At 60.3% G+C, this 24,380-nt stretch carries 26 protein-coding genes; 17 read left to right on the forward strand and 9 right to left on the reverse strand.

Going from position 1 to position 24,380, the window contains the following annotated elements:
* Nucleotides 1-10: 10 nt before the first annotated feature.
* Nucleotides 11-403 carry an AMP-binding protein gene (locus DFR37_RS23295; RefSeq protein ID WP_242341814.1) on the forward strand — a complete coding sequence of 131 codons (393 nt, stop codon included), beginning with the start codon at nt 11-13 and terminating at the stop codon, nt 401-403.
* A gap of 7 nt (nt 404-410) precedes the next feature.
* Nucleotides 411-1,781 carry an AMP-binding protein gene (locus DFR37_RS11740; RefSeq protein ID WP_242341813.1) on the forward strand — a complete coding sequence of 457 codons (1,371 nt, stop codon included), beginning with the start codon at nt 411-413 and terminating at the stop codon, nt 1,779-1,781.
* A gap of 150 nt (nt 1,782-1,931) precedes the next feature.
* Here the strand turns inward: DFR37_RS11740 and DFR37_RS11745 are convergent, their stop codons facing one another.
* Nucleotides 1,932-2,447 carry a MarR family winged helix-turn-helix transcriptional regulator gene (locus tag DFR37_RS11745; RefSeq protein WP_211317242.1) on the reverse strand — a complete coding sequence of 172 codons (516 nt, stop codon included), beginning with the start codon at nt 2,445-2,447 and terminating at the stop codon, nt 1,932-1,934.
* A 147-nt stretch (nt 2,448-2,594) separates the two neighbouring features.
* Between DFR37_RS11745 and DFR37_RS11750 the strand changes: the two genes are divergently transcribed.
* The 6 genes from DFR37_RS11750 to DFR37_RS11775 all read left to right on the forward strand — a co-directional run bounded on the left by DFR37_RS11750 (nt 2,595) and on the right by DFR37_RS11775 (nt 10,328).
* Entirely contained in the window at nt 2,595-3,728 is a 1,134-nt protein-coding gene (locus tag DFR37_RS11750; RefSeq protein ID WP_113933413.1) for an ABC transporter substrate-binding protein, read from the forward strand.
* 161 nt (nt 3,729-3,889) lie between these two features.
* Nucleotides 3,890-4,675 (forward strand): crotonase/enoyl-CoA hydratase family protein, encoded by a 786-nt coding sequence (locus tag DFR37_RS11755; protein WP_113933414.1) that lies wholly within the window; start codon nt 3,890-3,892, stop codon nt 4,673-4,675.
* 47 nt (nt 4,676-4,722) lie between these two features.
* Nucleotides 4,723-6,597, forward strand: a complete 1,875-nt coding sequence (locus tag DFR37_RS11760; RefSeq protein ID WP_113933415.1) for a feruloyl-CoA synthase — start codon at nt 4,723-4,725, stop codon at nt 6,595-6,597.
* A 90-nt stretch (nt 6,598-6,687) separates the two neighbouring features.
* Entirely contained in the window at nt 6,688-7,617 is a 930-nt protein-coding gene (locus DFR37_RS11765) for an amidohydrolase family protein (protein ID WP_113933416.1), read from the forward strand.
* A gap of 144 nt (nt 7,618-7,761) precedes the next feature.
* Entirely contained in the window at nt 7,762-8,520 is a 759-nt protein-coding gene (locus DFR37_RS11770) for an SDR family NAD(P)-dependent oxidoreductase (RefSeq protein WP_113933417.1), read from the forward strand.
* Nucleotides 8,521-8,576: 56 nt separating this feature from the next.
* Complete coding sequence (locus tag DFR37_RS11775) at nt 8,577-10,328, forward strand: acyl-CoA dehydrogenase (protein ID WP_113933418.1); 1,752 nt, start codon at nt 8,577-8,579, stop codon at nt 10,326-10,328.
* A gap of 148 nt (nt 10,329-10,476) precedes the next feature.
* Here the strand turns inward: DFR37_RS11775 and DFR37_RS11780 are convergent, their stop codons facing one another.
* Both DFR37_RS11780 and DFR37_RS11785 read right to left on the reverse strand, forming a co-directional pair.
* Nucleotides 10,477-10,917 (reverse strand): acyl-CoA thioesterase, encoded by a 441-nt coding sequence (locus DFR37_RS11780; protein WP_113933419.1) that lies wholly within the window; start codon nt 10,915-10,917, stop codon nt 10,477-10,479.
* 216 nt (nt 10,918-11,133) lie between these two features.
* The gene (locus tag DFR37_RS11785) at nt 11,134-11,439 is read right to left on the reverse strand and encodes an ArsR/SmtB family transcription factor (protein WP_113933489.1); all 306 of its coding nucleotides are present in this window, start codon (nt 11,437-11,439) and stop codon (nt 11,134-11,136) included.
* 92 nt (nt 11,440-11,531) lie between these two features.
* Here DFR37_RS11785 and DFR37_RS11790 point away from each other — a divergent pair, with 92 nt between their 5' ends.
* Nucleotides 11,532-12,620 (forward strand): NADH:flavin oxidoreductase/NADH oxidase, encoded by a 1,089-nt coding sequence (locus tag DFR37_RS11790; RefSeq protein ID WP_113933420.1) that lies wholly within the window; start codon nt 11,532-11,534, stop codon nt 12,618-12,620.
* A 44-nt stretch (nt 12,621-12,664) separates the two neighbouring features.
* On the opposite strand, the gene DFR37_RS11795 is transcribed toward DFR37_RS11790, so the two are convergent.
* The gene (locus tag DFR37_RS11795; RefSeq protein WP_113933421.1) at nt 12,665-13,111 is read right to left on the reverse strand and encodes an SRPBCC family protein; all 447 of its coding nucleotides are present in this window, start codon (nt 13,109-13,111) and stop codon (nt 12,665-12,667) included.
* Nucleotides 13,112-13,437: 326 nt separating this feature from the next.
* On the opposite strand from DFR37_RS11795, the gene bioB reads away from it, so the two are divergent.
* Together bioB and DFR37_RS11805 are read left to right on the forward strand one after the other, a co-directional pair.
* Complete coding sequence (bioB, locus tag DFR37_RS11800; RefSeq protein WP_113933422.1) at nt 13,438-14,439, forward strand: biotin synthase BioB; 1,002 nt, start codon at nt 13,438-13,440, stop codon at nt 14,437-14,439.
* A 134-nt stretch (nt 14,440-14,573) separates the two neighbouring features.
* Entirely contained in the window at nt 14,574-15,434 is an 861-nt protein-coding gene (locus DFR37_RS11805) for an EamA/RhaT family transporter (RefSeq protein WP_113933423.1), read from the forward strand.
* 32 nt (nt 15,435-15,466) lie between these two features.
* Here DFR37_RS11805 and DFR37_RS11810 read toward each other — a convergent pair whose 3' ends face one another.
* Together DFR37_RS11810 and DFR37_RS11815 are read right to left on the reverse strand one after the other, a co-directional pair.
* A complete protein-coding gene (locus DFR37_RS11810) occupies nt 15,467-16,738 on the reverse strand; it encodes an MFS transporter (RefSeq protein ID WP_113933424.1) in 1,272 nt (423 codons plus the stop codon).
* 95 nt (nt 16,739-16,833) lie between these two features.
* A complete protein-coding gene (locus DFR37_RS11815; RefSeq protein ID WP_113933425.1) occupies nt 16,834-17,337 on the reverse strand; it encodes a peroxiredoxin in 504 nt (167 codons plus the stop codon).
* A 387-nt stretch (nt 17,338-17,724) separates the two neighbouring features.
* On the opposite strand from DFR37_RS11815, the gene DFR37_RS11825 reads away from it, so the two are divergent.
* From DFR37_RS11825 to DFR37_RS11850, 6 genes are all read left to right on the forward strand, one after another.
* Nucleotides 17,725-18,123: a hypothetical protein gene (locus DFR37_RS11825; RefSeq protein ID WP_113933427.1), complete on the forward strand. Its 399-nt coding sequence runs from the start codon at nt 17,725-17,727 to the stop codon at nt 18,121-18,123.
* A 197-nt stretch (nt 18,124-18,320) separates the two neighbouring features.
* On the forward strand, nt 18,321-18,821 hold the full coding sequence (moaC, locus tag DFR37_RS11830) for a cyclic pyranopterin monophosphate synthase MoaC (protein ID WP_113933428.1): 501 nt from the start codon (nt 18,321-18,323) through the stop codon (nt 18,819-18,821).
* A complete protein-coding gene (locus tag DFR37_RS11835; RefSeq protein WP_113933429.1) occupies nt 18,802-19,053 on the forward strand; it encodes a MoaD/ThiS family protein in 252 nt (83 codons plus the stop codon). The genes moaC and DFR37_RS11835 overlap by 20 nt, the downstream gene beginning before the upstream one ends.
* Nucleotides 19,054-19,055: 2 nt before the next feature.
* Nucleotides 19,056-19,532 (forward strand): molybdenum cofactor biosynthesis protein MoaE, encoded by a 477-nt coding sequence (locus tag DFR37_RS11840; protein WP_113933430.1) that lies wholly within the window; start codon nt 19,056-19,058, stop codon nt 19,530-19,532.
* On the forward strand, nt 19,529-20,053 hold the full coding sequence (gene moaB, locus DFR37_RS11845) for a molybdenum cofactor biosynthesis protein B (protein ID WP_113933431.1): 525 nt from the start codon (nt 19,529-19,531) through the stop codon (nt 20,051-20,053). The genes DFR37_RS11840 and moaB overlap by 4 nt, the downstream gene beginning before the upstream one ends.
* An 87-nt stretch (nt 20,054-20,140) precedes the next feature.
* A complete protein-coding gene (locus tag DFR37_RS11850; RefSeq protein WP_113933490.1) occupies nt 20,141-21,346 on the forward strand; it encodes a molybdopterin molybdotransferase MoeA in 1,206 nt (401 codons plus the stop codon).
* Here DFR37_RS11850 and mobA read toward each other — a convergent pair.
* The 3 genes from mobA to DFR37_RS11865 form a co-directional block, all read right to left on the reverse strand.
* Entirely contained in the window at nt 21,343-21,966 is a 624-nt protein-coding gene (gene mobA / locus DFR37_RS11855; RefSeq protein WP_242341812.1) for a molybdenum cofactor guanylyltransferase MobA, read from the reverse strand. The genes DFR37_RS11850 and mobA overlap by 4 nt on opposite strands.
* A gap of 67 nt (nt 21,967-22,033) precedes the next feature.
* A complete protein-coding gene (gene moaA / locus DFR37_RS11860; protein WP_113933432.1) occupies nt 22,034-23,137 on the reverse strand; it encodes a GTP 3',8-cyclase MoaA in 1,104 nt (367 codons plus the stop codon).
* A 38-nt stretch (nt 23,138-23,175) separates the two neighbouring features.
* Complete coding sequence (locus DFR37_RS11865; RefSeq protein WP_113933492.1) at nt 23,176-24,285, reverse strand: substrate-binding domain-containing protein; 1,110 nt, start codon at nt 24,283-24,285, stop codon at nt 23,176-23,178.
* Nucleotides 24,286-24,380 lie beyond the last annotated feature (95 nt).

Below are 24,380 nucleotides of genomic sequence, written 5' to 3' on the forward strand. Positions count from 1 at the left end.
GACAAACATCATGAGCATGACTATTGCATCACCCGCCCCATTCCGGCCGCTTTGGCTTGGGCCTTACGAATGCCAAGTTGAACAGCGCGCCGACGGCGCCTGGCTGCTGCGTTCGCCCGAAAAGCTTGCGCCCAGCCCGTTGCGCTACACCGACTTGCTGGTTCGCTGGGCTGCCGAACGGCCCGACACTACCTTTCTTGCCAAGCGCAACGGCCAAGGCATTTGGCAGCACCTGACCTACGCCGACGCACTGCGCCAAGTCGAACATATTGCACAGGCGCTGCTGGACCGCAACTTAAGCGCCGAACGCCCCGTCATGGTGCTGTCGGAAAACAGTCTTGAACATGCATTGATCTCGCTGGCTGCCATGCGCCGATGCGGCACGCTATGCCGCTGCCATTGAAGCGGCCGTGCCGCCCGACACTGAACTGGTGTTCCTGGAAGGCGCAATGGCGGGCCGCCCCAGCACCCGCTACGACGAACTTGCAAACACCCCGGTCACGCAACAGGTCGCGCAGGCCCACGAAGCTGTGAAGCCGGACACCGTTGCCAAATTTCTGTTCACTTCCGGCTCGACCAAACTGCCCAAGGCCGTCATCAACACGCACGGTATGCTGACCTGCAACCAGCAAATGTTCCTGCAATGCTATCCCTTCCTGACCGGCCAGCCGCCGGTGCTGGTGGACTGGATGCCCTGGCACCACACCGGCGCGGGAAACCACAATTTCGGCCTCGTTCTATATCACGGCGGCAGCTTGTATATCGACGAGGGCAAGCCTACTGTCGACGGCATGGCCCAGACCATCAGCAACCTTAAAGAAGTCGCACCCACCATTTACTACTCCGTGCCCAAAGGACTGGAAATGCTGGCGCAGGCCATGAAAACCGACCTCGCGCTGCGCGACCGTTTCTTCAGCCGCCTGTGCAACCTGTTTCCCCAGGGCGCCGCGATGTCCGCGCCGCTAAAGCACACGCTGGACGAGTTGGCCGTGGCCTCTTGCGGCATGCGCATCCCCATGACCGCCAGCCTGGGCATGACCGAAACCGCGCCATTTGCGCTGTCGGCCCACCTGCCCGACTGGCAGGCCGGCATCATCGGCACACCGCCGCCGGGTCTGGATGTAAAGCTCGTGCCGCAGGGCGACAAGCTTGAAGTGCGTTACCGCGGGCCCAGCATCATGCCAGGCTACTGGCGCCAGCCCGAACTCACCGCCGAGGCATTCGACGATGAAGGCTTTCTGTGCAGCGGCGACGCTGCGCGTTTCGTCGACGACAACGCCCGCGAACAAGGATTGCGCTACGACGGCCGCATCGCCGAAGACTTCAAGCTGGCCAGCGGCACCTGGGTCAATGTGGGCGCACTGCGCCAACGCGTCATTGCAGCCGGCGCGCCGCACATCCACGACATCGTGCTTACCGGCCACGACCGCGACGAACTGGGCATGTTGATATTCCTGCTGCCCACGGCAAGCTCGCTGGCAACGCACACGGCGCCGAATGCCGGCGCAGCAGCCATTGCCGGCGATCCGGGCGTCCAGGCCTGGGCGCAATCCCTGCTGGACAGCCTGGCTGAAAATTCCGCGGGCAGCTCGCAATTCATCGGACGCGCCATGGTGCTGCGCGATCCTCCTTTGATGGACTTGGGAGAAATGACCGACAAGGGGTCGATCAACCAGCGCAGCGTCCTGAAGACCCGGGCGGCCCTTGTCGAACAACTCTACGCCGCCGAACCAGGCAGCGGGACGCTGCTTGTCCGGCGTTCCCGGATTCCCGCCGTTTGATCCAAGAACGACGCAAGCCGCAAGGCAATGACTTGCATGATGAACGGAAAAGCCCGCTGTGCAGCGGCGGCGCGTTCATAGGCCGCGCTTCCTTCAATATCGGAACGTGCTACAACGCGCAATCTCCCCGTTTTGTTGGCACGCCTGAACTCAAGTCGCGATTTTATCCAGCAAGCTCATAAGCTGGCGGCGTTCGGCCTTGCTTATGCGGGACGCAATCTTCTCTTCGTAGCGCTGGGTCAGCACGCTCAGGCGGCGCAGCTCGTCCAGGCCCGCCTTTGTGACGACCAGGGCGTAACTGCGGCGGTTGTCCGGAATTTTCCGGCGCTCGACAAAGCGCAAGGACTCCAGCGTATCGACCACCTTCACCACGCCGGCGCGGGTAATGCCCAGCATCTCCGCCAGCTCGGACTGATTGATGCCCGGCTTGGTTGCCACAATGCTTAGCGCCGTCATGCGCCCAGGCGACAGCGCATCCGGCCCCAAAATGCTGAATAGCATTTCGTAAGTACGCACTTGCGCCCGCTTGACGGCATAACCCAGCGAATCATTTTGCAGATCCAGAAAACTCAATGGATGACCCTGGGCGTCTCCCGCCTTAGACGCATCGGGCTCAGTATTTGCCGCCACGTCCTTCTGACGCAAAGATGAAGATGAAGTGCTCAAGGGTTTGCCCTTATAGAAAGGAGTTTGGCAAAAAATATAATATACAACGATTGTTAACTGGTTAACAATACACTCGTTACAACGTAAAGAAAAAATCAGCTACGCCATACACAAAACACGATACAGCCAATCACTGGAGACAAACCCATGAAGCTCAAATACGCACTGGCCGCCGGCCTTCTTGCCGCCACGGCAACGCAAATTGCCTTGGCCGACATCCACGTCGGCGTTACGACCTCGTTGACCGGGCCGGGCGCCTCTATTGGCATTCCGGTACGCAACGCCATAACTTTGTGGCCTACTGAAATTGCAGGCCAGAAACTTATCGTACAGGTGCTGGACGATGCCGGCGACCCAACCCAGGCTACCAAGAACGGGCGACGCTTTGCCGAAGAAGGCGCCGACCTCATCGTCGGCTCGGCCAATACGCCGGCCACCATCGCCCTGGCCCAGGTCGCCGCCGAAGCCAAAATCATGCAGCTGTCGCCCTCGCCCGCCGAATTACCGGCAGGCAAGGATTACTGGACATTCCGTGTCGTGATGAACGCCCGCTACTACACAGATGGGCTGATCGAACACATGAAAAAGCATGGCGTCAAATCTGTGGCCTTCCTGGGGCTTTCCGACGCCTACGGCGAGTCCTACCTGCAGGCGCTAAAGGAAAAGGCCCCGGCGGCGGGCATCAAGATATCCACAATCGAGCGCTTTGCACGGGCCGATACCAGCATAGCCGGCCAGTCGTTGGGCGTATTGGCCAGCAAACCCGATGCCGTCGTCATTGTTGCCGTCGGCGCTGGCGCGGCCATGCCTCAAAAGGCGATGATCGAGCGCGGCTACAAGGGAAAAATCTACCATACGCCGGCATCGGTTTCACCCGACTTCCTGCGGCTTGCCGGCAAGGACGCCAAAGGTGCGCTGGTCGTCTCGGGCCCGGAGCAGGTACCCGAACAGTTGCCAGCCAGTCATCCCGGCAAACAAAATGCGCTTAAATTCGTACAGTCCTACGAGGCCAAATACGGCCCCGGATCGCGCACACAATTCGCCGCCCACATCTACGACTTCGCCTTTGTGCTGGAAAAAATCATTCCTATCGCTTTGCAAAAAGCCAAGCCCGGTACGCCCGAGTTCCGCACGGCGCTGCGCGACACACTGGAGACCGTCGGTGGCATTACGGTAACCAAGGGTGTACTGCACTACACCCCTGAAGACCACTGGGGCTTTGGCCCGGACGCCCGCGTCATGCTTACACCCGATGGCAACGACTGGAAACTGGTTGACTAACCCCTGCGTAGCCGACGGCCTATGGCCGCCGGCTACCGCACGATACAACAACATATAACAGGCCCATAAAACAAGCCTCGCAAGGCCAACGCCACAAAACGAAGGCGCATTACTCAGCATCCACGAACACAAACGAACCGCTTCCTGACTGAAAGACATCCATGACCACTTCAACGCAAACCGAAACACTCGTAACCCTCGACATAGAAGACAGCATCGCCACCATTACATTGACCCGTCCTGCCAAGCGCAACGCGCTTAGCCTGCGCGTGGTCGAGCAACTGCGCGCTGCCTTCGAGTCGCTGCCCGACACCGTGCGCGTAGCCATTCTGGCAGGCGAAGGCCCGCATTTTTGCGCCGGCCTGGACCTCTCGGAGTTGACGGAAATGGACGTCGGCGCCGGTGTCCAGCACTCCTTCAAATGGTATGAAGCATTTTCGAAAATCCAGTTCGGCCGTGTACCCGTAGTGTGCGTCATGCAAGGCGCTGTCGTCGGCGGTGGCCTGGAATTGGCCTCGGCGGCGCATGTACGCGTTGCCGAAGAAAACGCCTATTTCGGCCTGCCCGAAGGCCAGCGCGGCATCTTTCTGGGTGGCGGCGGTTCGGTACGTATTACCAAACTCATCGGCTTTTCCCGCGTAACCGAAATGATGCTGACCGGGCATGTGCTCGATGCCAATGAAGGCAAAGCCATCAACCTGGCCCATTACGTCACTCCCTCTGGGCAAGGCATGCAGAAAGCGCGTGAACTCGCGGCCCGCATTGCCACCAATGCTCCACTTTCCAATTTCGCCATCATGAACGCCCTGCCGCTGATCGCCGAACAGCCCATGTCGCACGGCCTGCTGACGGAAGCCTTGATGGCCTCCATTTCGCAAAGCGCCCCCGAGGCCAAGGAGCGCGTCAACGCCTTCCTTGAAAAACGGGCCGGCAAGGTCAGTCTTTAATTACCGCCAGTCTCATCAAGCGCCGTCACAGACAGCAAGGAAACACCATGGCTACCATCACATCCACCGCAAATTTTCGCCCGATTGCGCTGGGTCCCTATGAAGGCATGCTGGAACGGCGCGCCGATGGCACCATGATTCTGCGCTCGGCCGACAAGCTGGGCCCCAGCCCCGCGCGCTACACCGACCCGCTTATTCGCTGGGCCGCCGAAAAGCCGCAAGCGCCCATGGTTGCGCAACGCGACGAAAACGGTATCTGGAAATATCTAAGCTACGGCGCTGCGTTGGAGCAAATCCAGCATCTTGGGCAAGCCTTGCTGGACCGCGGCCTGGGTCCGGAGCGCCCACTTATGGTGCTTTCGGAAAACAGTATCGAACATGCCCTGATGGCGCTGGCCGCCATGCACGTCGGCATCCCCTACGCACCCATTTCGCCCGCCTATTCGTTGCTGTCGCCAAGCGCCGAGCGCGTGCGCCACGCCGTCGAACTGCTGACACCCGGTGCGGTGTTCGCTTTCGATGCCGCACGATTTTCCAATGCTATCGAACTGGCTGTGCCGGCAGACACCGAACTTATCTTCGTGCAAGGTTCCATTGAAGGCCGCCGGAACACACGCTTCGAAGACCTTTTGAAAACCGCCCCCACAGAACAAGTGGCGCAGGCACACGCTGCAGTCGGCGTCGGCACAGTAGCCAAATTCCTCTTCACCTCGGGCTCGACCAAGCAGCCCAAAGCCGTCGTCAATACGCACGGCATGATGATGAGCAATCAGCAAATGTATTTGCAGTGCTACCCATTCCTGGCCGAAGAACCACCCGTGCTGGTCGACTGGATGCCATGGCATCACACCGCGGCTGGCAACAACAACTTCGGCGTCATTCTGTATCACGGCGGCACCCTGTATATCGACGAAGGCAAGCCCACGCAAGACGGCATGGCCGAAACCATACGCAACCTGCGCGAGGTGTCCTCCACTATTTATTACTCGGTACCTAAAGGCCTGGAAACGCTGGCGCACGAAATGAAGCGCGACACCGCATTGCGCGACCGCTTCTTCAGCCGCATGCGCCTTATCTTCCCTTGCGGCGCGGCGCTGCCCGGCCCCCTGAAGCAAAGCATAGACGAGCTGGCTATCGCCTCTTGCGGCGCACGCATCCCCATGACCATGGGCCTAGGCATGACCGAAACCGCGCCCTTCGCCATTTCCGCTCACCTGCCCGACTGGCAGGCCGGCGTCATCGGCATTCCGGCACCAGGCGTCGAGGTCAAGCTGGTACCCAACGGCGACAAGATCGAAGTGCGCTACCGCGGCCCCAACATTACCCCCGGCTACTGGCGCCAGCCCGAACTCACACAGGCTTCGTTCGACGAGGAAGGTTTTTTCTGCAGCGGCGACGCCGCGCGCTTTATCGACGACAACGCTCCCGAGCGCGGCCTGCTTTTCGACGGACGCATCGCTGAAGACTTCAAACTTATCAGCGGCACTTGGGCTAATGTCGGCGCCCTGCGCCTGAATGCCATCGCCGCCGGCACGCCCTATATTCATGACGTCGTCATCACCGGCCATGACCGCGGCGAACTGGGCATGCTGATACTGCTTCTGCCCACCGCCGCAGCCCTGGCGCCCGAACTGGCTGCCGATGTCAGTCTGGCCGACATCGCAGGCAACGCCAAGGTGCGGGCCTGGGCCCAGGCTTTGCTGGACAAACTGGCCAGTACGGCCACCGGCAGCTCCAACCGCATTACGCGCGCCCTCATCATCGCCCAACCGGCCCTGATGGAAACCGGCGAAATGACGGACAAGGGCTCCATCAACCAGCGCACCATGCTCAAGACCCGCGCCGCCCTGGTCGAACAGCTTTACGCTGATCAGCCTGGCCCTGAAGTGCTGATTGCACACACGAAAGCGCAAGCCACGTAAAATCGACATAGCAATTCTGTATTTTCAACTTAACCACAGCAGCCCGGCGCCTACACCGCGCACGCACGTCTGCTGGCTAGAAGGAACATCATGACGGGTTTAAACAAGGTCGTCGCCATCGACATGCACACGCATGCCACGGTTTCCACGCGCAACGCGCCTGACGAAGTGGCCATTGCATTCGATGCCGCCATGGCCGCCTATTTCAAAGAAAAAATGCCTCGGCCCACTATTGCCGAAACCGCCGCCTATTATCGCGAACGCAATATGATGGCAGTCATCTTCACCGTCGACACCGAACGGGCCAACGGCCAGGTGCGCATCACCAATGAAGAAGTCGCCGAAGAATCCGCCCTGCACCAGGACGTGCTGATCCCGTTCGCCAGCATCGACCCCATGCGCGGCAAGATGGGCGCGCGCGAAGCCCGCCGTCTGATCAAAGACTACGGTGTACGCGGCTTCAAGTTCCACCCCTCGGCGCAAGAGTTCTACCCCAACGATCGCGATGCCTACGAACTATACGAAGTCATTGCCGAAGCCGGCCTGCCCGCCGTTTTCCACAGCGGCCAAACCGGCGTGGGTGCCAAGATGCGCGGCGGCGGCGGTGTACGCCTCAAGTACTCCGACCCCATGTTCCTGGACGATGTCGCGGTCGACTTTCCCGACATGCCCATCATCATCGCCCACCCCTCCTTCCCTTGGCAGGAAAACGCGCTGGCTGTCGCCACTCACAAGCCGCAGGTTTACATCGACCTGTCCGGATGGTCGCCCAAGTATTTCTCGCCCCTGCTTATTCAATACGCCAACTCCATCCTTAAAGACAAGATGCTGTTCGGCTCCGACTTCCCCGTCATTACGCCCGACCGCTGGCTGGAAGACTTCGACAAGATCGGCATCCGGCCCGAGGTCAAGCCCCTGATCCTGCGCGATAACGCCGTACGCTTGCTGGGCCTGGACAAAGACCCGGTATATGGCCGTTATGTACGGCTGGCGCCGCCTGCTCTGGGCGAATGCTGCTAAGACAGCCAAGCAGGACAAAACCGATACGCAGCTCTTGCCCCGCCCCCCTCAGGCCAAGAGCCCTACTTCAGGGCTCGGCCGCGGAATCCCGGCAAGATGGCCGATCGACAACAAACTAGATAACCGACGAATTAGGTGAATTGAATGGAACTGAAAAATACCGCAGTACTGGTAACCGGCGGCGCATCCGGACTGGGTGAAGCCACGGCTGTGCATCTGGCCGCGCAAGGCGCGAAAGTGGCTGTACTGGACATCCAGGACGACAAAGCTGCAGCAGTCGCGCAGCGCATCGGCGGCATCGCCCTGCACTGCGATGTAACCGATCCGACCAGCGCGGAAACCGCCATCGCCCAGGCCCGCGAAGCCCATGGCGTGGCGCGCATCCTGGTCAACTGCGCCGGCGGCGCCGTCGGCAAACGCGTGGTCGGCAAAAACGGCCCCATGGCTCTCGAGGACTTCACCAAGGTCATCAACCTGAACTTGTTCGGCAGTTTCAACATGACGCGCCTGGCCGCCGCTGAAATGATTGCTGCCGACCCGCTGGGCGAAGAGCGCGGGCTAATCCTGTTCACCACCTCGGTTGCCGCCTACGAAGGCCAGATCGGGCAGGCCTCGTACTCGGCCGCCAAAGGCGCCCTGGCTTCGCTCACCATCCAGCTTGCACGCGAGTTTTCGCAATTCGGCGTGCGCGTCATGGCCATCGCCCCAGGTATATTCCTGACCCCTTTGCTATACACGGCCCCGCCCGAAGTTCAAGAGTCGCTGGCAAGCTCCATCCCGTTCCCGCAGCGCCTAGGCAAGCCCGAAGAGTTCGCCGACCTGGTCGGCCATATCGCCACCAATCCTTACCTGAACGGCGAAGTCATCCGTCTGGACGGCGCCGTGCGTCTGGCGCCGCGCTAGGGCCCGTTCCAGCCTCGGCGCAACATCCTTAACAAGCGTTAACAGGCCCTTAATCCATGCCAAGCTTCGACCCGCCCCTGCGCGACCTGGCCTTTGTCCTGCACGACCTGCTCGACGCCCCGGCCGTGCTGGCTACGCTTGCGCAGCACGCGGAAGTCAGCGCCGAACTGATTGACCAGATGGCCCTGGAAGCGGGCCGCTTTGCCGCGGAAAAAATCCTGCCGCTGAACCCCGGCGCCGACAAAGTCGGCTGCCTATGGCACGACGGCAAGGTAGCAACGCCGCCGGGCTTTGTACAAGCCTACGACGAGTTCTGCGAACTGGGCTGGCCTTCCATGTGCGCCGACATCGCCGACGGCGGCCAGGCCCTGCCGCGCCTGGTGTTCAGCCTGGTCGGCGAAATGCTCTCTTCGTGCAGCCATGCTTTCGTCATGTACGCCGCGGTCAATCACTGCGCGGCTGAATGCCTTCGGCATTCGGCCAATGAAGCGCTGCGCAGGCATTGGCTGCCGCTTTTGGCCAGCGGACATGTCACCTCTTCCATGTGCATGACCGAAGCCCAGGCCGGCTCCGACATCGGTTTGCTAAGCACCCGGGCCACCGCCACGGACGACGGGCGCTTCCTGATTACCGGCAACAAGATATTCGCCAGCGGCGCCGAACACGACCTCACGCCCAACATCATGCATCTGGTGCTGGCCCGCCTGGCGAGCGCACCGGCCGGATCCCGCGGGTTAAGCCTGTTCCTGGTCCCCAAGCTGCTGGAAGACGGCTCGCGCAACACGGTGCACTGCGACGGCATCGAACACAAAATGGGCCTGCACGGCAGCGCCACCTGTTCGATGCGCTTTGAACAAGCCCAGGGCTGGCTGGTGGGCGAGCCCAATCAGGGACTGCGCGCCATGTTCCCCATGATGAACGAAGCCCGCCTGCTCTCGGGACTGCAAGCATTGGGCCTGAGCGAACAGGCCCTGCAGAACTCGCTAAACTATGCACGCGAACGACGCCAGGGGCGCCCGGCATCGGGCCAAGGCCCCTGCCCCATCATCGAACACCCGGACGTGCAGCGCATGCTGCTAAGCCAAAAAGCCTGGACGGAAGGCGCCCGCGCCTTCGTGCATTGGGTGGCCCTGCTGCTGGATATCGCACAATGGCACGACGATGAAGTCGTACGCAACGACACGGCCGCTCTCGTAGAACTTCTTACACCGCTGGTCAAGGGCTTCCTGACCGAGAATGCCCAACAATCCATCAGCGCCGCCATACAGATCCACGGCGGGCACGGCTACATTGCCGAAACCGGCATTGAACAACTGGCGCGCGATGCCCGCGTCACCACTATTTACGAAGGCACGACCGGCATCCAGGCGCAAGACCTTCTGCTGCGCAAAGTCCTGGGCGACGGCGGCCGGCGCCTGGCCTTGCTGCAAGAACGGATCCAGGCCTGGCTTGCCTTGCAGGCCCAGGATGCGCACATGCACGAATTCGTCCGGCCTCTGCGCGCCGCCATGCAAACACTGACCGAAGCCACCGCCCTGCTGGCCCAGCGCGAAACCGCGCAAGCGGGGTCGTCGCTGGCGGTCAGCACTCACTACCTTAGACTGGCCGGCCACGTGGTCTTCGCCTTCCTGTGGGCCCAAGCCGCTGCCGCCGCCTGGAAGCCCGCACAGCAAGGCAGCGCCTGGCACAATGCCAAGCTCACTACCGCGCGCTTTTATTTTTTGCAGTTGCTGCCGGAGTCCAGCCATTTGATGGCGTCCATCGCCGCCGAACCCTTGAACATGGAAGCGGCATTCGAAGCCGCCTGACCATTAGCGAAAGCGCAAACCTCGCCCTTGGCGGCGAGGTCAACCAGGATTTTCAAAAGCCAAATGCGCCCTGGATGGGCGCCGAAGCAGCTCCTGCCATTTGACCGGAGCTCTTCAAGGCAAAACGGCAATACGGAAGAGGCTTCGCCTAAGCTTGGGACACCGCCTGCGGCGCCACGCCCTCTTCGCTGAAAAACGCCTTGAACTCATCGGGAATCGACGCGCCCTTCAGCCGCCCTTCGCCCACCACCTCGGCCCAGGCGCGCAGCTCGAAACCAGTGGCAACCAGACGCTCGCCGCAACGCACGGTGTAGGAAATGCGCATGCGCCGCTCCGCCCATTCGCTGACGACAGCTTCAATCGTGACGACATCGTCGTAGGTCACGGGCGAACGGAAGTTCGCGCCGACGTCGACCAGCGGCGTTACAGCCTTGAACCGGGACCGGATCTCGCGCTGGCTCAAACCCTTGCTGCGCAGCAAGCCCTGGAACGTACTGTCGAACCAGTAAAAGAAATTGGGATAAAAAACGATGCCTGCGTCGTCGCAGTCGCCCCACTCTATAGTTAATTCCCTCTTGAACTGGCTCATTGCCGCCCTTCTCCGTGACTGAATAAAGCTCGATCATAATCGTTTAGCGCGCCAAGCCAAAACCGGAGGCCGATTTCGCGACCGAGACGAGGTGGAAACCATCATGGACGACCGATAAAGGCCCTGCCTCACTCAATCTGGCGACAATCCGAAGACGCGCCGGATCTCCAAGCGCAGCCAACTTCGTCGAATGGACAGGCTGAATACCTGACATCATCAATCAGTTTGCTGCGTCAGTATTGCGGCCAACAATCCCGGAAACCGGCTTTCGATGTCGGCACGCCGCAAGGTATTCATGTGAATTGTGCCGTTGTTCTTTGTGAACACCAATCCGGCTTCTCGCAGTACCTTGAAATGGTGGGATACGGTGGACTTGGGGCGCCCGCCGTCCAATTCGCCGCAAGTTGCGGCGTCAACGCGGGCAAGATGCCGGACAATATCCAGGCGTATCGAATCGCTCAACGCGTAAAGCACACGTTCCAGAGAAAGTTCGCTGGCGGCAGGATGTTTGAATGGGCGCATGAGAAACATCATACACTTTGGCGTATACTTATTCTATTGTTCGTATATCTTCGAACTAACAAATTAGCTTTTCCTTAGTCACAAAGGCCATCATGTCTGCTCTGCTCAAACCTTTCAATCTCAAGGACGTTACTCTGCGCAATCGTATTGCTGTCCCTCCGATGTGCCAATACATGGCTGTCGATGGATTCGCCAACGACTGGCATTTGTCCCATTACGCCAGCATGGCGCGCGGCGGCGCAGGGCTGGTTATCGTCGAAGCGACCGCGGTATCCCCCGAAGGCCGCATTACCCCCGGCTGCACTGGCATCTGGAGCGACGAGCTGGCGCAAGCGTTTGTTCCTGTCGTTCAAGCCATCAAGTCGGCCGGAGTGGTACCCGGAATTCAAATCGCCCATGCGGGCAGAAAGGCCAGTGCCAATCGCCCTTGGGAGGGAGACGACCATATTGCTGACGACGATGCGCGCGGCTGGCAAACAATAGCTCCATCAGCCATCGCATTCGGCAAAAACCTGCCGAAACAGCCTCGGGCAATGACACTGGACGACATCGTCCGCGTACGCCAGGACTTCGTCGATGCCGCCAAACGCGCGCGGGACGTCGGCTTTGAATGGCTGGAACTGCATTTTGCCCACGGCTATCTGGCACAAAGCTTCTTTTCTGCGCACTCGAATCAGCGTGACGACATCTACGGCGGAAGCATCGAGAATCGTTCCCGCTTTCTTCTGGAAACCTTGCGCGAGGTACGTGAAGTCTGGCCGGAACACTTGCCTTTAACCGTGCGTTTCGGCGTCCTCGAATATGACGGACGCGATGAGCAGACGCTGCTCGAGTCAATAGGCCTCGTACGCGATTTCAAGGCGGCCGGCATGGACATGATCAGTGTCAGCATCGGCTTTACGATTCCCGAAACCTCTATCCCCTGGGGGCCTGCTTTCTTGGGACCGATCGCTGAGCGCGTTCGCCGCGAAGCGGATGTACCGGTATCTTCTGCATGGGGTTTTGGCACGCCGGAAATTGCCGAGCGCGTCGTCAAAGAGGAACAGCTTGATGTTGTGATGGTGGGAAGAAGCCATCTGGCGAACCCCCATTGGGCCTATTTCGCCGCCAAGGAGCTGGACGTAGAGCGCGCATCATGGACGCTGCCTGCGCCATACGCCCATTGGCTTGAGCGGTACTGACTCCGCCGGCCGTTGGCCTCCAGGGTGGTGCCGCGAACAACCGCTTAATCGGGAATCTCGGGCTCGACCAGCTTTGCCAGTTGCATCAGCGACTCTTGCCAGCCCAAATAGCACATCTCTGCGGGAATGACCTCGGGAATGCCGTCTTGTTCGATGCTGACCTCAACCCCGCACGACACCTGCTTCAATAAAACGGTGGTGTGCATCTGTCCGGGCAGGTTAGGATCGTCGAACCGGTCCGAATAGCGGATCTTCTTGAACGGCACCAGCTCCAGGTATTCGCCGCCGAACGAGTGGCTGTTGCCGCTGCTGAAGTTACGGAAGGACATCTTGTACGTACCACCAACTTTGGCTTCCATATGGTGGACCTGGCAAGTAAACCCATAGGGCGGAAGCCACTTCGCCATTGCATCGGGTTCGAGGAAAGCGCGATAGACACGCTCGGGGGGTGCGCGCAAGACGCGGTGAAGATTAACTGTTCCGGTAGTCATCGTGTTTACCTTTCAGAAAAAAAGCCACCGCCTTTTTTACCATGCCCTCTTCGCCGCGAAAATGCCCTCTGAAGCTTTCGGACGGCCTTTGCAGCGACCCTGGCCAGGCAATACTATGCAGACCCCAGGCCGATATAAATTTAGATACATTTTGCCGCGCAAGGATCGTCGCCGTCAGAAAGGCCCTGAACCAAGCGAAAACTAGAAAGTTGCAAGGCGATACCGACAAAATCGGCCATCTTATGCAAACTTAGGGGTGCCAGCCAGTTTGCAGCGGCACGCGATACCTCCTACTATCTGCGCACATAGTCCACTGGAGCCGCATCATGTCCGAAACTGTCGCGCTTGAAATCAGCCGCAAGAAACCCGTCGCCGCCGCTGCCCGCTGGCCGGTTCAGGACATTATCGAACTGTACGAAACTCCTTTACTGGACTTGCTGTACAAAGCGCAGACCGTACACCGCCAGCATCACGAAGCCAACGCCGTCCAGCTCTCCAGCCTGCTGTCCATAAAAACCGGCGGCTGCCCGGAAGACTGCTCTTACTGTCCGCAATCTTCGCGCTACGACACCGAAGTCGAAAAAGAACGCCTGCTGGAACTCGAAGAGGTCCTTGCCGCCGCGCGCGAAGCGCAGGCAGGCGGCGCCCAGCGCTTTTGCATGGGTGCCGCCTGGCGCTCGCCCAAGGCGCACCATATCGACGCGGTTGCCGAAATGGTGCGCGCGGTAAAGGCCATGGGGCTGGAAACCTGCGTCACCTTGGGCATGCTCAAAGAAGGCCAGGCCGAACAGCTGAAAGACGCCGGCTTGGACTACTACAACCACAACCTGGATACCTCGCCCGAGTTCTACGGCCAGATCATCACCACCCGCACTTACCAGGACAGGCTCGACACCCTGGAACGCGTACGCCATGCCGGCATCAACGTATGTTGCGGCGGCATTGTCGGCCTGGGCGAATCGCGCCGCGAACGCGCCGGCCTGATCGCCCAACTAGCCAACCTGAACCCCTACCCCGACTCGGTACCGGTCAATAATCTGGTCAAAGTCGAAGGCACCCCGCTTCAAGACACGCCCGACATCGACCCGCTGGAATTTGTGCGCACCATTGCCGTTGCGCGCATTACCATGCCCAAGGCCGTTGTGCGGCTATCGGCCGGGCGCGACGCCATGAGCGACACCATGCAAGCCATGTGCTTCATGGCGGGCGCCAATTCCATCTTCTACGGCGACAAACTTCTGACCACCGGCAATCCGCAATACATGGCCGACCGTGCCCTGTTCGAACGCCTGGGCCTGCACCCAAGCAGCGAAGCGGGCCACGCCTGACACAAAGCATGAAGCTTCACGCTAAGGAATGCGGCGCGGCTTGCTGCAAGCCTTGTCCCCAGCCGCGCTTGCCGCGCGATGCGCGGTACATCAAACGGCGTAAAGCCGGGCTGCCCGCCTGAAGCAGCACCTTCATGCTGACACTCATCATCAGTATCGCGTGCAGCGTAGCCGTATCCATACTGCTCAAACTGGCGCGGCGTCACCGGCTGCATATCGGCCAGGCTATCGCTGTCAACTATGCTGTGGCGGCCGGCTTGTGCCTGCTGTTATTGCAGCCTCATCCTGCGCAGTTATTAGATCAGAACTCTTCGTGGTTTGTATTGGTCGCTCTCGGGATACTGCTGCCCACGGTCTTTCTGGCCATGGCGGCCGCCGTACGCCACGCCGGCATTGTGCTTAGCGATGCGGCTCAAAGGCTTTCCCTGTTCCTGCCTTTGCTGGCGTCATTCCTGATATTCGGGCAGGCCCCGACCCCAGCTTCGCTGATCGGCATCGTCCTGGCTTTTTCCGCCTTGGGCTGTCTTTTGGCGCGTCCGCAAACATCCGCCGGCACGGTCGCCGGACCCAGCGCAGCCGCCCTGCTGCTGGCCGTCTGGCTGGGCTACGGCTGCATCGACATCCTGTTCAAGCTATTGGCCAAAAGCGGCGCGGGCTTCGGCGCCAGCCTGTTCGCCGCTTTCGTTCTGGCCGGGGCTCTTATGCTGGCCGGATTGCTGGCGGCGCGCACGCGATGGCAGACACGCAATCTTGCCGCAGGACTTTTGCTTGGCCTGCTCAACTTCGGCAATATTTATTTTTACATCCGCGCCCATCAACTATTCCCAGACAACCCCACCCTGGTTTTCACCGCGATGAATATCGGCGTCATTGTTTTGGGCACCTTGGCAGGCATGGCGTTCTTTCGGGAACGGCCCTCACGGCTGAACTTGGCCGGCGTTGCCCTGGCGATTACCGCCATCACCGCCCTGGTATTGCCAGTCTGGACAACGTGAATATTTGCCCCCACGCTGCGCTGCTTGCTGGGTCAACCTTCTTGCGGCACGGGTTCTCCGGACACGTCGGTTTGCGGGTCGGTGCGGGGATCCAGTACCGCCACCACGGGCGAAGCCTGCAATTCGGACATGGGTACGAAGTGTGTCGGCGCATCTTCGCTTAGATATTCGCCGGTAACCTGCTGCGGCCGGATAAACAGAACCAGGATGACCGCGCTGCCCGACACGAAAATAAAAAACATATCGGTATCGATGAAGCGCATCAGCGCCCCCGCGATGAACGGCCCCAGGCCCGCGCCCAGGCCGTACGCCATGATCACAATGGCGCTAAGGCCCACACGCCGGTCGGGCTCGACGTTGTCGTTGGCGAATGCCGTGCCGATGGGGTACAGCGGAAACTGCAAAGCGCCAAAAGCGCAAGACACCACAATCAGCGCCCAGAACGGCAATACCCACCAACCCCAAAGCGGTATGCCGACCAGCGCCAACAACACAGCATTGAAACGGATCAGGCCCGAACGATTGACGCGATCGGACAACATGCCCAAGGGCCACTGCGCCAACAGCCCCGCCGCCACCGCCGCGGCCAAAAACCAGGCCACTTGGTCGCTGGACAGACCTTGCTTGACGGCGAAGACCGGCGCCAGGCCGTAAAACGCGCCGGTCAGATTGCCCGTAATGAACACCACCAGCAAAGACATGGGCACCCGGGCCAGGTAGTAGCGAACCATGATAGGCGCCGGTACGGGCACTGCCGGGTGCAGGCGCCGCGTCAGTGCCACCGGCACCAGGCACAGCACCGAACAGATCGCGGCGAAAATAAGCGGTTCGTGATTCAGGCGCGGAAACAGCGTCAGCGACAATTGGCCCAGCACCGTGCCCAGGCCTGAAAACACCATATAGAAAGCGAATACGCGCCCGCGTGCAGCGTTTTCGGTCTGCTCGTTGAGCCAACTTTCTATTACCATGAACTGCGCCACCATGGAGACGCCGACGACAAACCGGAACAGCAGCCACAGCCACAAGTTGGCCGTCAACGCCTGCGCCAGAACCATCGTCGTCACAATGGCCGCGCTGGCCACATAGGCGCGAATATGCCCCACCTGCAGGATCAGCTTGTGCGCATTGCGCGCACCCAGCACCAAGCCCAGGTAGTAAACGGCAATCAAGGCGCCGATCCACAGTTCCGACACATTGGCCGCCGAGAGCCGCAACCCCATATACGTGTTGAACAGGCCGGTGCTAAGCAGCAGTAAAAGCGTGGCGAAATAAAGGGAGGAGAAGGAAGCGACTGTATTCAGCATTGATAAGCAAGCCGGAAACTGGCCGCGGGAATAGTCTTATACAAAACCATCGTGCAGCCGGCACCGGCTTGCGGCAAGGAAATTACTAAAAAACTTTATAGCTGGCCGAGCAGCGTACCGGCGTCGCTGACCGTCAAGTCACCGCCCTGTTCGGTGTTGAACTGCTTGACCACGCCGTCTTGCAGCAAAGCCGAATAGCGGCGCGAGCGAATGCCCAACCCGCGTGCCGTCAAGTCCAGCTCCATGCCCAGCTTCTTGGTCCATTCGGCGCTGCCGTCGGCCAGCATGCGAATGCGGCCCTGGACGCCGCGTTCGCGGCCCCATGCGCCCATGACAAACGGATCGTTCACCGATACGCACCAGATTTCATCGACGCCTTTGGCCTTGAGCTTGTCGGCCAGTTCCAGAAAACCCGGCAAATGCTTTTCGGAGCATGTCGGCGTAAACGCGCCAGGTACGGCGAAAACGGCAATGGTCTTGCCCTTGACGAGGTCGCTGACCTGAAAGTTGTTGGGGCCGATCGCGCAGCCTTCGGATGCGACTTCAACGTATTCGGCCAAGGTGCCGTCCGGGACGCGATCGCCAATTTTAATAGACATGTTTTTTTCTCCGTTACAGGAATTGTTGGGTGTACAAATGCCAGCCTATCATTTTTAACATGACGCCGTCACCCTGCCGGCGCAAGGCCATGCATGCGGCATGGAATCCAGTTGAAATCGTCTGCAACATGCCCGAAACAAAAATCGCATATCGATACACTTGCGAACACCGTTTTCATGCCTCTGTAATGTTTATCCGGCAGAATTGCTTCCAGTATGTAGAGCCCTTGCTGCCCAAGCACCCCGGACCCCATGCCGGCACTGTGAACTTTTCGTCGGCGCACCGGTCTTAAACGGCAGTGCTTTCGAAGCATTCGCTCCCCACAGCATCCTGCCGCAAAGTCCCCAGGGGCTTGCCTCCGTAATGATACAAACAAGGAGTCCGCATTGATACTGCCAAAGTTATCCGCAGCGCTTCTGTCGATGAGCCTTTTCGGCAGCGCCTACGCCGTCCCGGACATCGACTTCGACCGCGAAACCAGCCTGGACCAATGGGTCGTCATATCCGGGGCCGCCAACGGTGCCGCCTCGGCATTCGGCGCCAGCGCAGAAGATGTCGACCAGCACCGCAACACCGCCTTCAGCCATTTGATGCGCTACGCGCAGGAACAAGGCTTCCAACTGGCCGAGTTCGATTCCCTTTTCGAGCGCGGCCAGGTCGAAGGCCGCAAGCTGGCTGAAACGCATCGCGGCCTGATCGCTCCTTCCGGCACCAACTTGATCGATGGCTTCATGCACGACAAGGCCATCGAGTACCAAAACGTCAAAAAGGCGCTGGACGCCTGAACAATCCTGCAGAGCAGCACACACCCAAGCCAGCGGTACCACGCGCAACACCCCGCCGCGCAAGCGCGGGCCGCCGAGACGCAGGCCCGCCCATACAGCGCCGAAGCGCCCCCACGAAATCAGGATCGCGTATAGTATAGGAATGATTCCGGCACACCGCGCACACGGCGTAAGTGCCACTTTCCATACGTACCGAAATGACGCAAACCTCTTCAACGGCCGAGCCCACGCTCAGCCATCTCGACGAATCCGGACAAGTGCGCATGGTCGATGTCAGCAACAAGACCTCCACCATGCGTTGCGCCATTGCACAAGGCGTCGTGCGCATGAGCAAGCAGGCTTACGTGCTGCTGTCGGCGCACGAAAACGGCAAGGGCGAAGTCCTGAACACCGCGCGCGTGGCGGGCATATTGGCCGCCAAACGTTGCGCCGAGCTCATCCCCCTGTGCCATAGCCTGCCCTTGAGTTTTGCAGGCGTCGAGTTTTCCCTTGACGACGCCAACCATACAATCACGATCAAGGCCACCTGCCGCACCGACCACAAGACCGGGGTCGAAATGGAAGCCATGACGGCATGCAGCGTGGCGGCACTGACCATATACGATATGTGCAAAGCGGCCGACAAAGGGATTATTCTTGAACAAATAAAGCTTAGCTTTAAATCCGGAGGCAAAAGCGGTGAGTGGCACGCCAATTAAAGTCCTGTACTTTGCCCAGGTGGCCGAACTGACTGGCGCCCGGCAAGAACTCTGGCCCATCGACGGGCCTCTTACCGGCGCGGACTGGCTGGCGCAGCTTGCCGCCCGCTACCCGCAACTGGCACCCGTGCAACGCCTGAAACTGGCCGTAAACCAATACCACGTCAGTCCTGAAACGCTTATCCAGCCGGGCGACGAAGTAGCCGTTTTCGAACCTGTCACCGGAGGCTGATCATGGTCATCGTCCAAGAGACCGATTTCGATGCGGCCGCTCTTACCGCGCAGCTGCGCGAACGCTCCGCCGGCAAGGCCGGCGCCCTGGTCTCGTTTACAGGCTATGTGCGCGATTACGCCCAGGACCAGGCCACGCACACTTTGTTCCTCGAACACTACCCCGGCATGTGCGAACGCGAAATCCAGACCATCTGCGACACGGCCCAAAGCCGCTGGAACACGCTTGAACCCATTGTCGTGCACCGCTACGGCGCCCTGCACCACAAAGAGCAAATCGTCTTTGTGGCCGTTGCCAGCGCGCATCGCGGCGACTCCTTCAAAGCCTGCGAATACATCATCGACGCGCTGAAAACCCGGGCCCCATTCTGGAAACGCGAAATCCTGTCCGGCGGCAAGCAATTCTGGGTTCAGCAACGCGACGCCGATACCCAAAAAACCGACCTCTGGGACAACCCACCTTCAGGAACCCCATCGTGAGCAAAGCCGATCCCAACAAACCCCAGGCCGCACTGAACTTCGCGGTACTGACCATTTCCGACTCGCGCACGGCCGCCAATGACACCTCGGGCGACTACCTCAGCGAAAGCGTGCTTGCCGCCGGCCACCGCTGCGTACAGCGCAGCATCAGCGCGGGCAATCTGTACCACATCCGCAAAATTCTCAGCGACTGGATCGCCGACGACTCCATCCAGGTCATCCTGACCAACGGCGGCACGGGTTTTTCGCATAAAAAATCAACAGCAGCCGCCATTACCCCGCTGCTGGACAGCGTAATCTCGGGCTTTGGCGAGTTGTTCCGCCATCTGTCCTGGCTGGAAATCGGCTCGTCCACCCTGCAGTCGGATGCCTTTGCAGGCGCCGCCAACAATACGCTGGTATTTTGCATGCCCGGTTCCACTGGCGCCTGCAAGACCGCCTGGGAAAAAATCATTCGCGAACAACTGGACAGCACCCACCGGCCTTGCAACTTCGCAACGCACTACACCGCAACGCCCTGAACGCTGCAGCCTGCGGGCCCGGCTTGCCACGGCGGCAGGCCGGGCCGCACCCCGACGCCAATATCTTACGGTAGACCTGTTATGGACATGCTTGACTTCGACCTGGCCCAATCCCGCCTTGCCCAGGCTGGCAAATTGCCGCAAACCGCCGAAACCTGCCTGTTGCGCCAGGCGCGCGGACGCATCCTGGCCGAACCCATCATTGCCACGCACGACCTGCCGCCCGCCGACAACAGCGCCATGGACGGCTATGCCATCAGCTTTGCCGACTACAAGCCGGGCGCCTCCTTCCCCGTGCAGCAGCGCTGCTTCGCGGGCCAGGCGCCCGAGCCTTTGCAGCGCGGCAACGCCATACGCCTGTTCACCGGCAGTCTCATCCCCGAAGGCGCGGACACCGTGGTCATGCAGGAAGACTGCACCGAAACCGACAACGTCCTCACCGTCAACCATGCGCCCAAAGCTGGCGCGCATGTGCGCAAGCGGGGCGAGGATGTGCAAAAAGACAAGCGCCTGCTGCCTGCCGGCGCCCTGCTCGGCACCGCCGAAATCGCCTTGCTGGCTTCCCAAGGCTATGAATACATCAGCGTCTACCCCAAGCTTAAAGTCGGCATCCTCAGTACCGGCGACGAACTGGTCGAACCGGGCAAACCCTTGCAAACCGCCCAGATATACAACTCCAACGGCCCTGCATTGGCCGCCCTGGTCGACAAGTTGGGCGCGCAAGTCGTGCATGTCCTGCATGCCGCCGACACCCACGAATCGCTGCGCGACGCCTTTACCAGGCTTATCGGCGACTGCGACCTGGTGCTGACGGTCGGCGGGGTCTCGGTGGGCGAAAAAGACCTGGTCAAGGCCACCATAGAACAAATGGGCGGCTCGGTGGACCTGTGGCGCGTACGCATGAAGCCGGGCAAGCCCGTGGCCATGGCGCATGCGCACAGTAAGCCTATCGTCTGCCTGCCCGGCAATCCTGTTTCAGCCTATGTGGTGTTTACCTTGCTGGTGTCTCCTTTGATACGAACCATGCAAGGGCGCGAGCGCGTCCTGCCCGAAATCAGCTATGGCAAGCTCGCCAGCGCCATAACCTTCAACGAAACCCGCGAAGAGTTCCTGCGCGTCCGGGCCAGCCATGCGCCGGACGGCTCAACCACCTTGTCGCCCTATGCGCAGCAAGGCTCGGGAGTCATCAGTTCGTTGCCTTGGGCCACGGGCGTAGCCCGCATACCGGCCAACACCCTGGTGGGCCACGACGATATCGTGGCCTACTACGACTTCGCTCATTGGCAGGTCTAAAATTTAAGCTGTTCGGCCAGCAACAAGTCGGCCGGCGTATTGATATTGAAGAAGCCCGCATCGTCCGCTGAAAACACCGCCTGAACGGCGCCGCTGCGCTCTTGCCAGATCCCTACCTTGCGCTCGCCCCCGCGCAGGAATTCAAGCAGTCCGGGCAGCATGTCGCGATGCACCAGCATGCACAAGGGATGCGCCCTTTCGCTGAAGGCATATACGATTCCCGCCCCGCTTTCATGGGCCTGCGCGGCCAGCCGTTCCAACAGATCGGACGGCGGCGCCGGCACATCGACCGGCAACGAGAAAAGCCAGGGCGTTCGCAACTGCGGCAGCACACTGGCCAGGCCGGCCAGAGGCCCGGCATCTTCGCCCAAGGCCGGATCGTCGCCAACAACCTGCCCATAGCGGGCATAGGCATCGACGCAACGGTTCGCGCTGACATATACAACTGCGGTACGGGGCGCCAGATAACTGTGCACCCAGGCTACCAGCGGCTTGCCGTGCAAAGGCAGCAAGCCTTTTTCAACCGGCTTGCGACCGTCTGCCTGCATGCGGCGCGCTTGACCCCCGGCCAGCACCAGCCCGCTGACTGTTTGCTTGCCTATCGCTGTGTGCCGGCTCAATCCCTGGCCGGCAGGCGGCGGTAACGATTCGGGCGCCGAAGCGCCCGTTGCTGAAGATATGTGCGGATCAGCCACCGATGTAACTCATTTCGATCTTGTGCAAAGATGCCGTATTTTTGCCGCGCATTTCCGAATAATGGTCGTCCCGGCCCGTCCAGATGGACGCCATGCGGGCCGCCAGTTGTTCGTCGCTGGACCGGCCGCGCACCAGGGCGCGCAAATCGTGCCCTTGATTGGCGAACAGGCACAGAAACAACTTTCCTTCCGGCGACAGGCGGGCCCGTGTACAGTCGCCGCAAAACGGCTGGGATACGCTGGTAATGACGCCGATCTCGCCGGCCCCGTCCAGGTAGCGCCAGCGTGCCGCGACTTCGCCGCGATAATCGGCATGGACCGGCTCGACCGGAAAGCGCTCGCCGATGCGCTGCAGGATTTGCGCGCCGGTAAGAACCTCGGCAAGATTCCAGCCGTTGGTCGAGCCCACATCCATGTATTCGATGAAACGCAGAATATGGCCGGAATTGCGGAAGCGCTCGGCCATGGGCACGATTTGCCCGTCGTTCAAGCCCTTGCGCACCACCATATTGACCTTGACCGGCGCCAGGCCCACGCGGGCCGCTTCGTCAATGCCGTCAAGCACGGTTTGAACCGTGACCTGGCTGTCGCTCATGCGCTCGAACAGGGTGTCGTCCAGCGCGTCAAGGCTGACAGTAACCCGCCTGAGCCCGGCCGCTTTCAGGGCCGCGGCCTTCTTGGCCAGCAAGGTGCCGTTGGTCGTCAAGGTAAGGTCGACGGGCCGGCCCGCCGGCGTAGAAAGGCCCGACAACATCTCGACCAGCCGCTCTATGTTCTTGCGCAGCAAGGGTTCGCCTCCCGTCAGGCGGATTTTTTCCACGCCCAGCGAAACGGCCACGCGCGCAACGCGAGTAATTTCTTCGAAGGTCAGCAAGTCGGCATGCGGCATGAACTCGTAATCGGTTCCGAATACTTCGCGCGGCATACAGTAAGTACAGCGGAAGTTGCAGCGATCGGTTACCGAAATGCGCAAATCATGCAAAGGCCTGCGCCGGGTATCCAGCAGCGGCTCGCCCGGCTGCGGCGGGGCCACGGGCGCACGGTCCTGCGAACTCGAAGGATGACGGTCGTCGGATAAATAAATAACTTTGCTCATGAGCCTATCGTAATCGTTTTCATGATGTTTTTTAAAAATCAGGCAGCCTTCGAGAGCGGATCGAAGGCTGTTTCAAACGCTTCGCGCGGCGAAAGAACCTTGCCCAGGCCTGTAGCATCATACCCCGCCAGCTGCCCCACAAAAGACTGGTACGAGTCGCCCAGCAATAAATCAATAAACTGCCGCATCAGGGGCGAAGACAGGCTGTCGCGCTGCACGGCGAAGAAATAGCGCTCTTTTGCCAGCGGAATGAAGTCCAGGCCGCAGCGCCAGGCGGCGGTCTCGACCCCAACGCCTACGTCGGCCATGCCCCCGACTATATGGGCGGCAACGGCCAAATGCGTGAATTCGCTGGTATCGAACCCCTGGATCCGCGTCGGGTCGATGCCTTTCTGGCGCAGCATCAAACTGACAAGCAAGCGCGTACTGGAACCCACCTGCCGGTTCACGAAGCGCACGCCAGGCTGGCCCAGGTCGGCCACCGTGCGGATGCTGCGCGGATTGCCGGGCTGCACGAAGAACCCTGTTTCGCGCTGTGCCAGATAAATGAGGCTGTGTTTCTCTGGGTCGAGCCACGGCTTGTAATGCTGCAAAATCGGGTCCTGGAATTCGCCCACCGGCACCTGGAAGCCGGCCAGGTCGCATTCGCCCCGGTTCAATGAGGCCAGGGCCTCGATAGCGGTGCGGTAGCGCAATTCAATGGAAGGCGCTTCTTGGCTGTCCACCGCCTGCATCAGGCCTTCTACGGCAAAACCGTGGCTGGCATGCATGCGCAGCCTTGGGCGGCTTTCGGTGTACAGCGCCTGCAACTCTTCTTGAAGCGCGCCAGTCATGCCGTCGAGCACCGGCGCCAGCCGGACATCGATGCGCCGGTTGGCCCACAGCAGTTGCTGCGCAAAGCGGGTGAGCTTGGTGCCTTGCCGGCGGCTGGTTTCAAGCAGCGGGCGCTCGAGTTCTTTTTCGGCATGGCGCAGCAACCCCCAGGCGTGGCGATATGACACATTGCAGGCGCGGCATGCGCCCGCAATGTGTCCCAGGGACTCGATAGAGGCCAGCAAACGCAGCACATCGCTTAAAACGAAGGAGCTGCCATCGGGCTTTTCGAGCACCCATTCCGTGTCAAGCCGCGCGCGAAACTTATATGTCATTGCTTGCCTATTGAAAAAACCCGCCATGCCTAGTAAATTAGGGCCGACAATATCCACGTTATTATGCACCGATATACATAATAAGTCAGCCATCA

It is taken from the genome of Eoetvoesiella caeni, assembly GCF_003315175.1.
In the GTDB taxonomy this organism is placed as follows: domain Bacteria; phylum Pseudomonadota; class Gammaproteobacteria; order Burkholderiales; family Burkholderiaceae_B; genus Eoetvoesia; species Eoetvoesia caeni.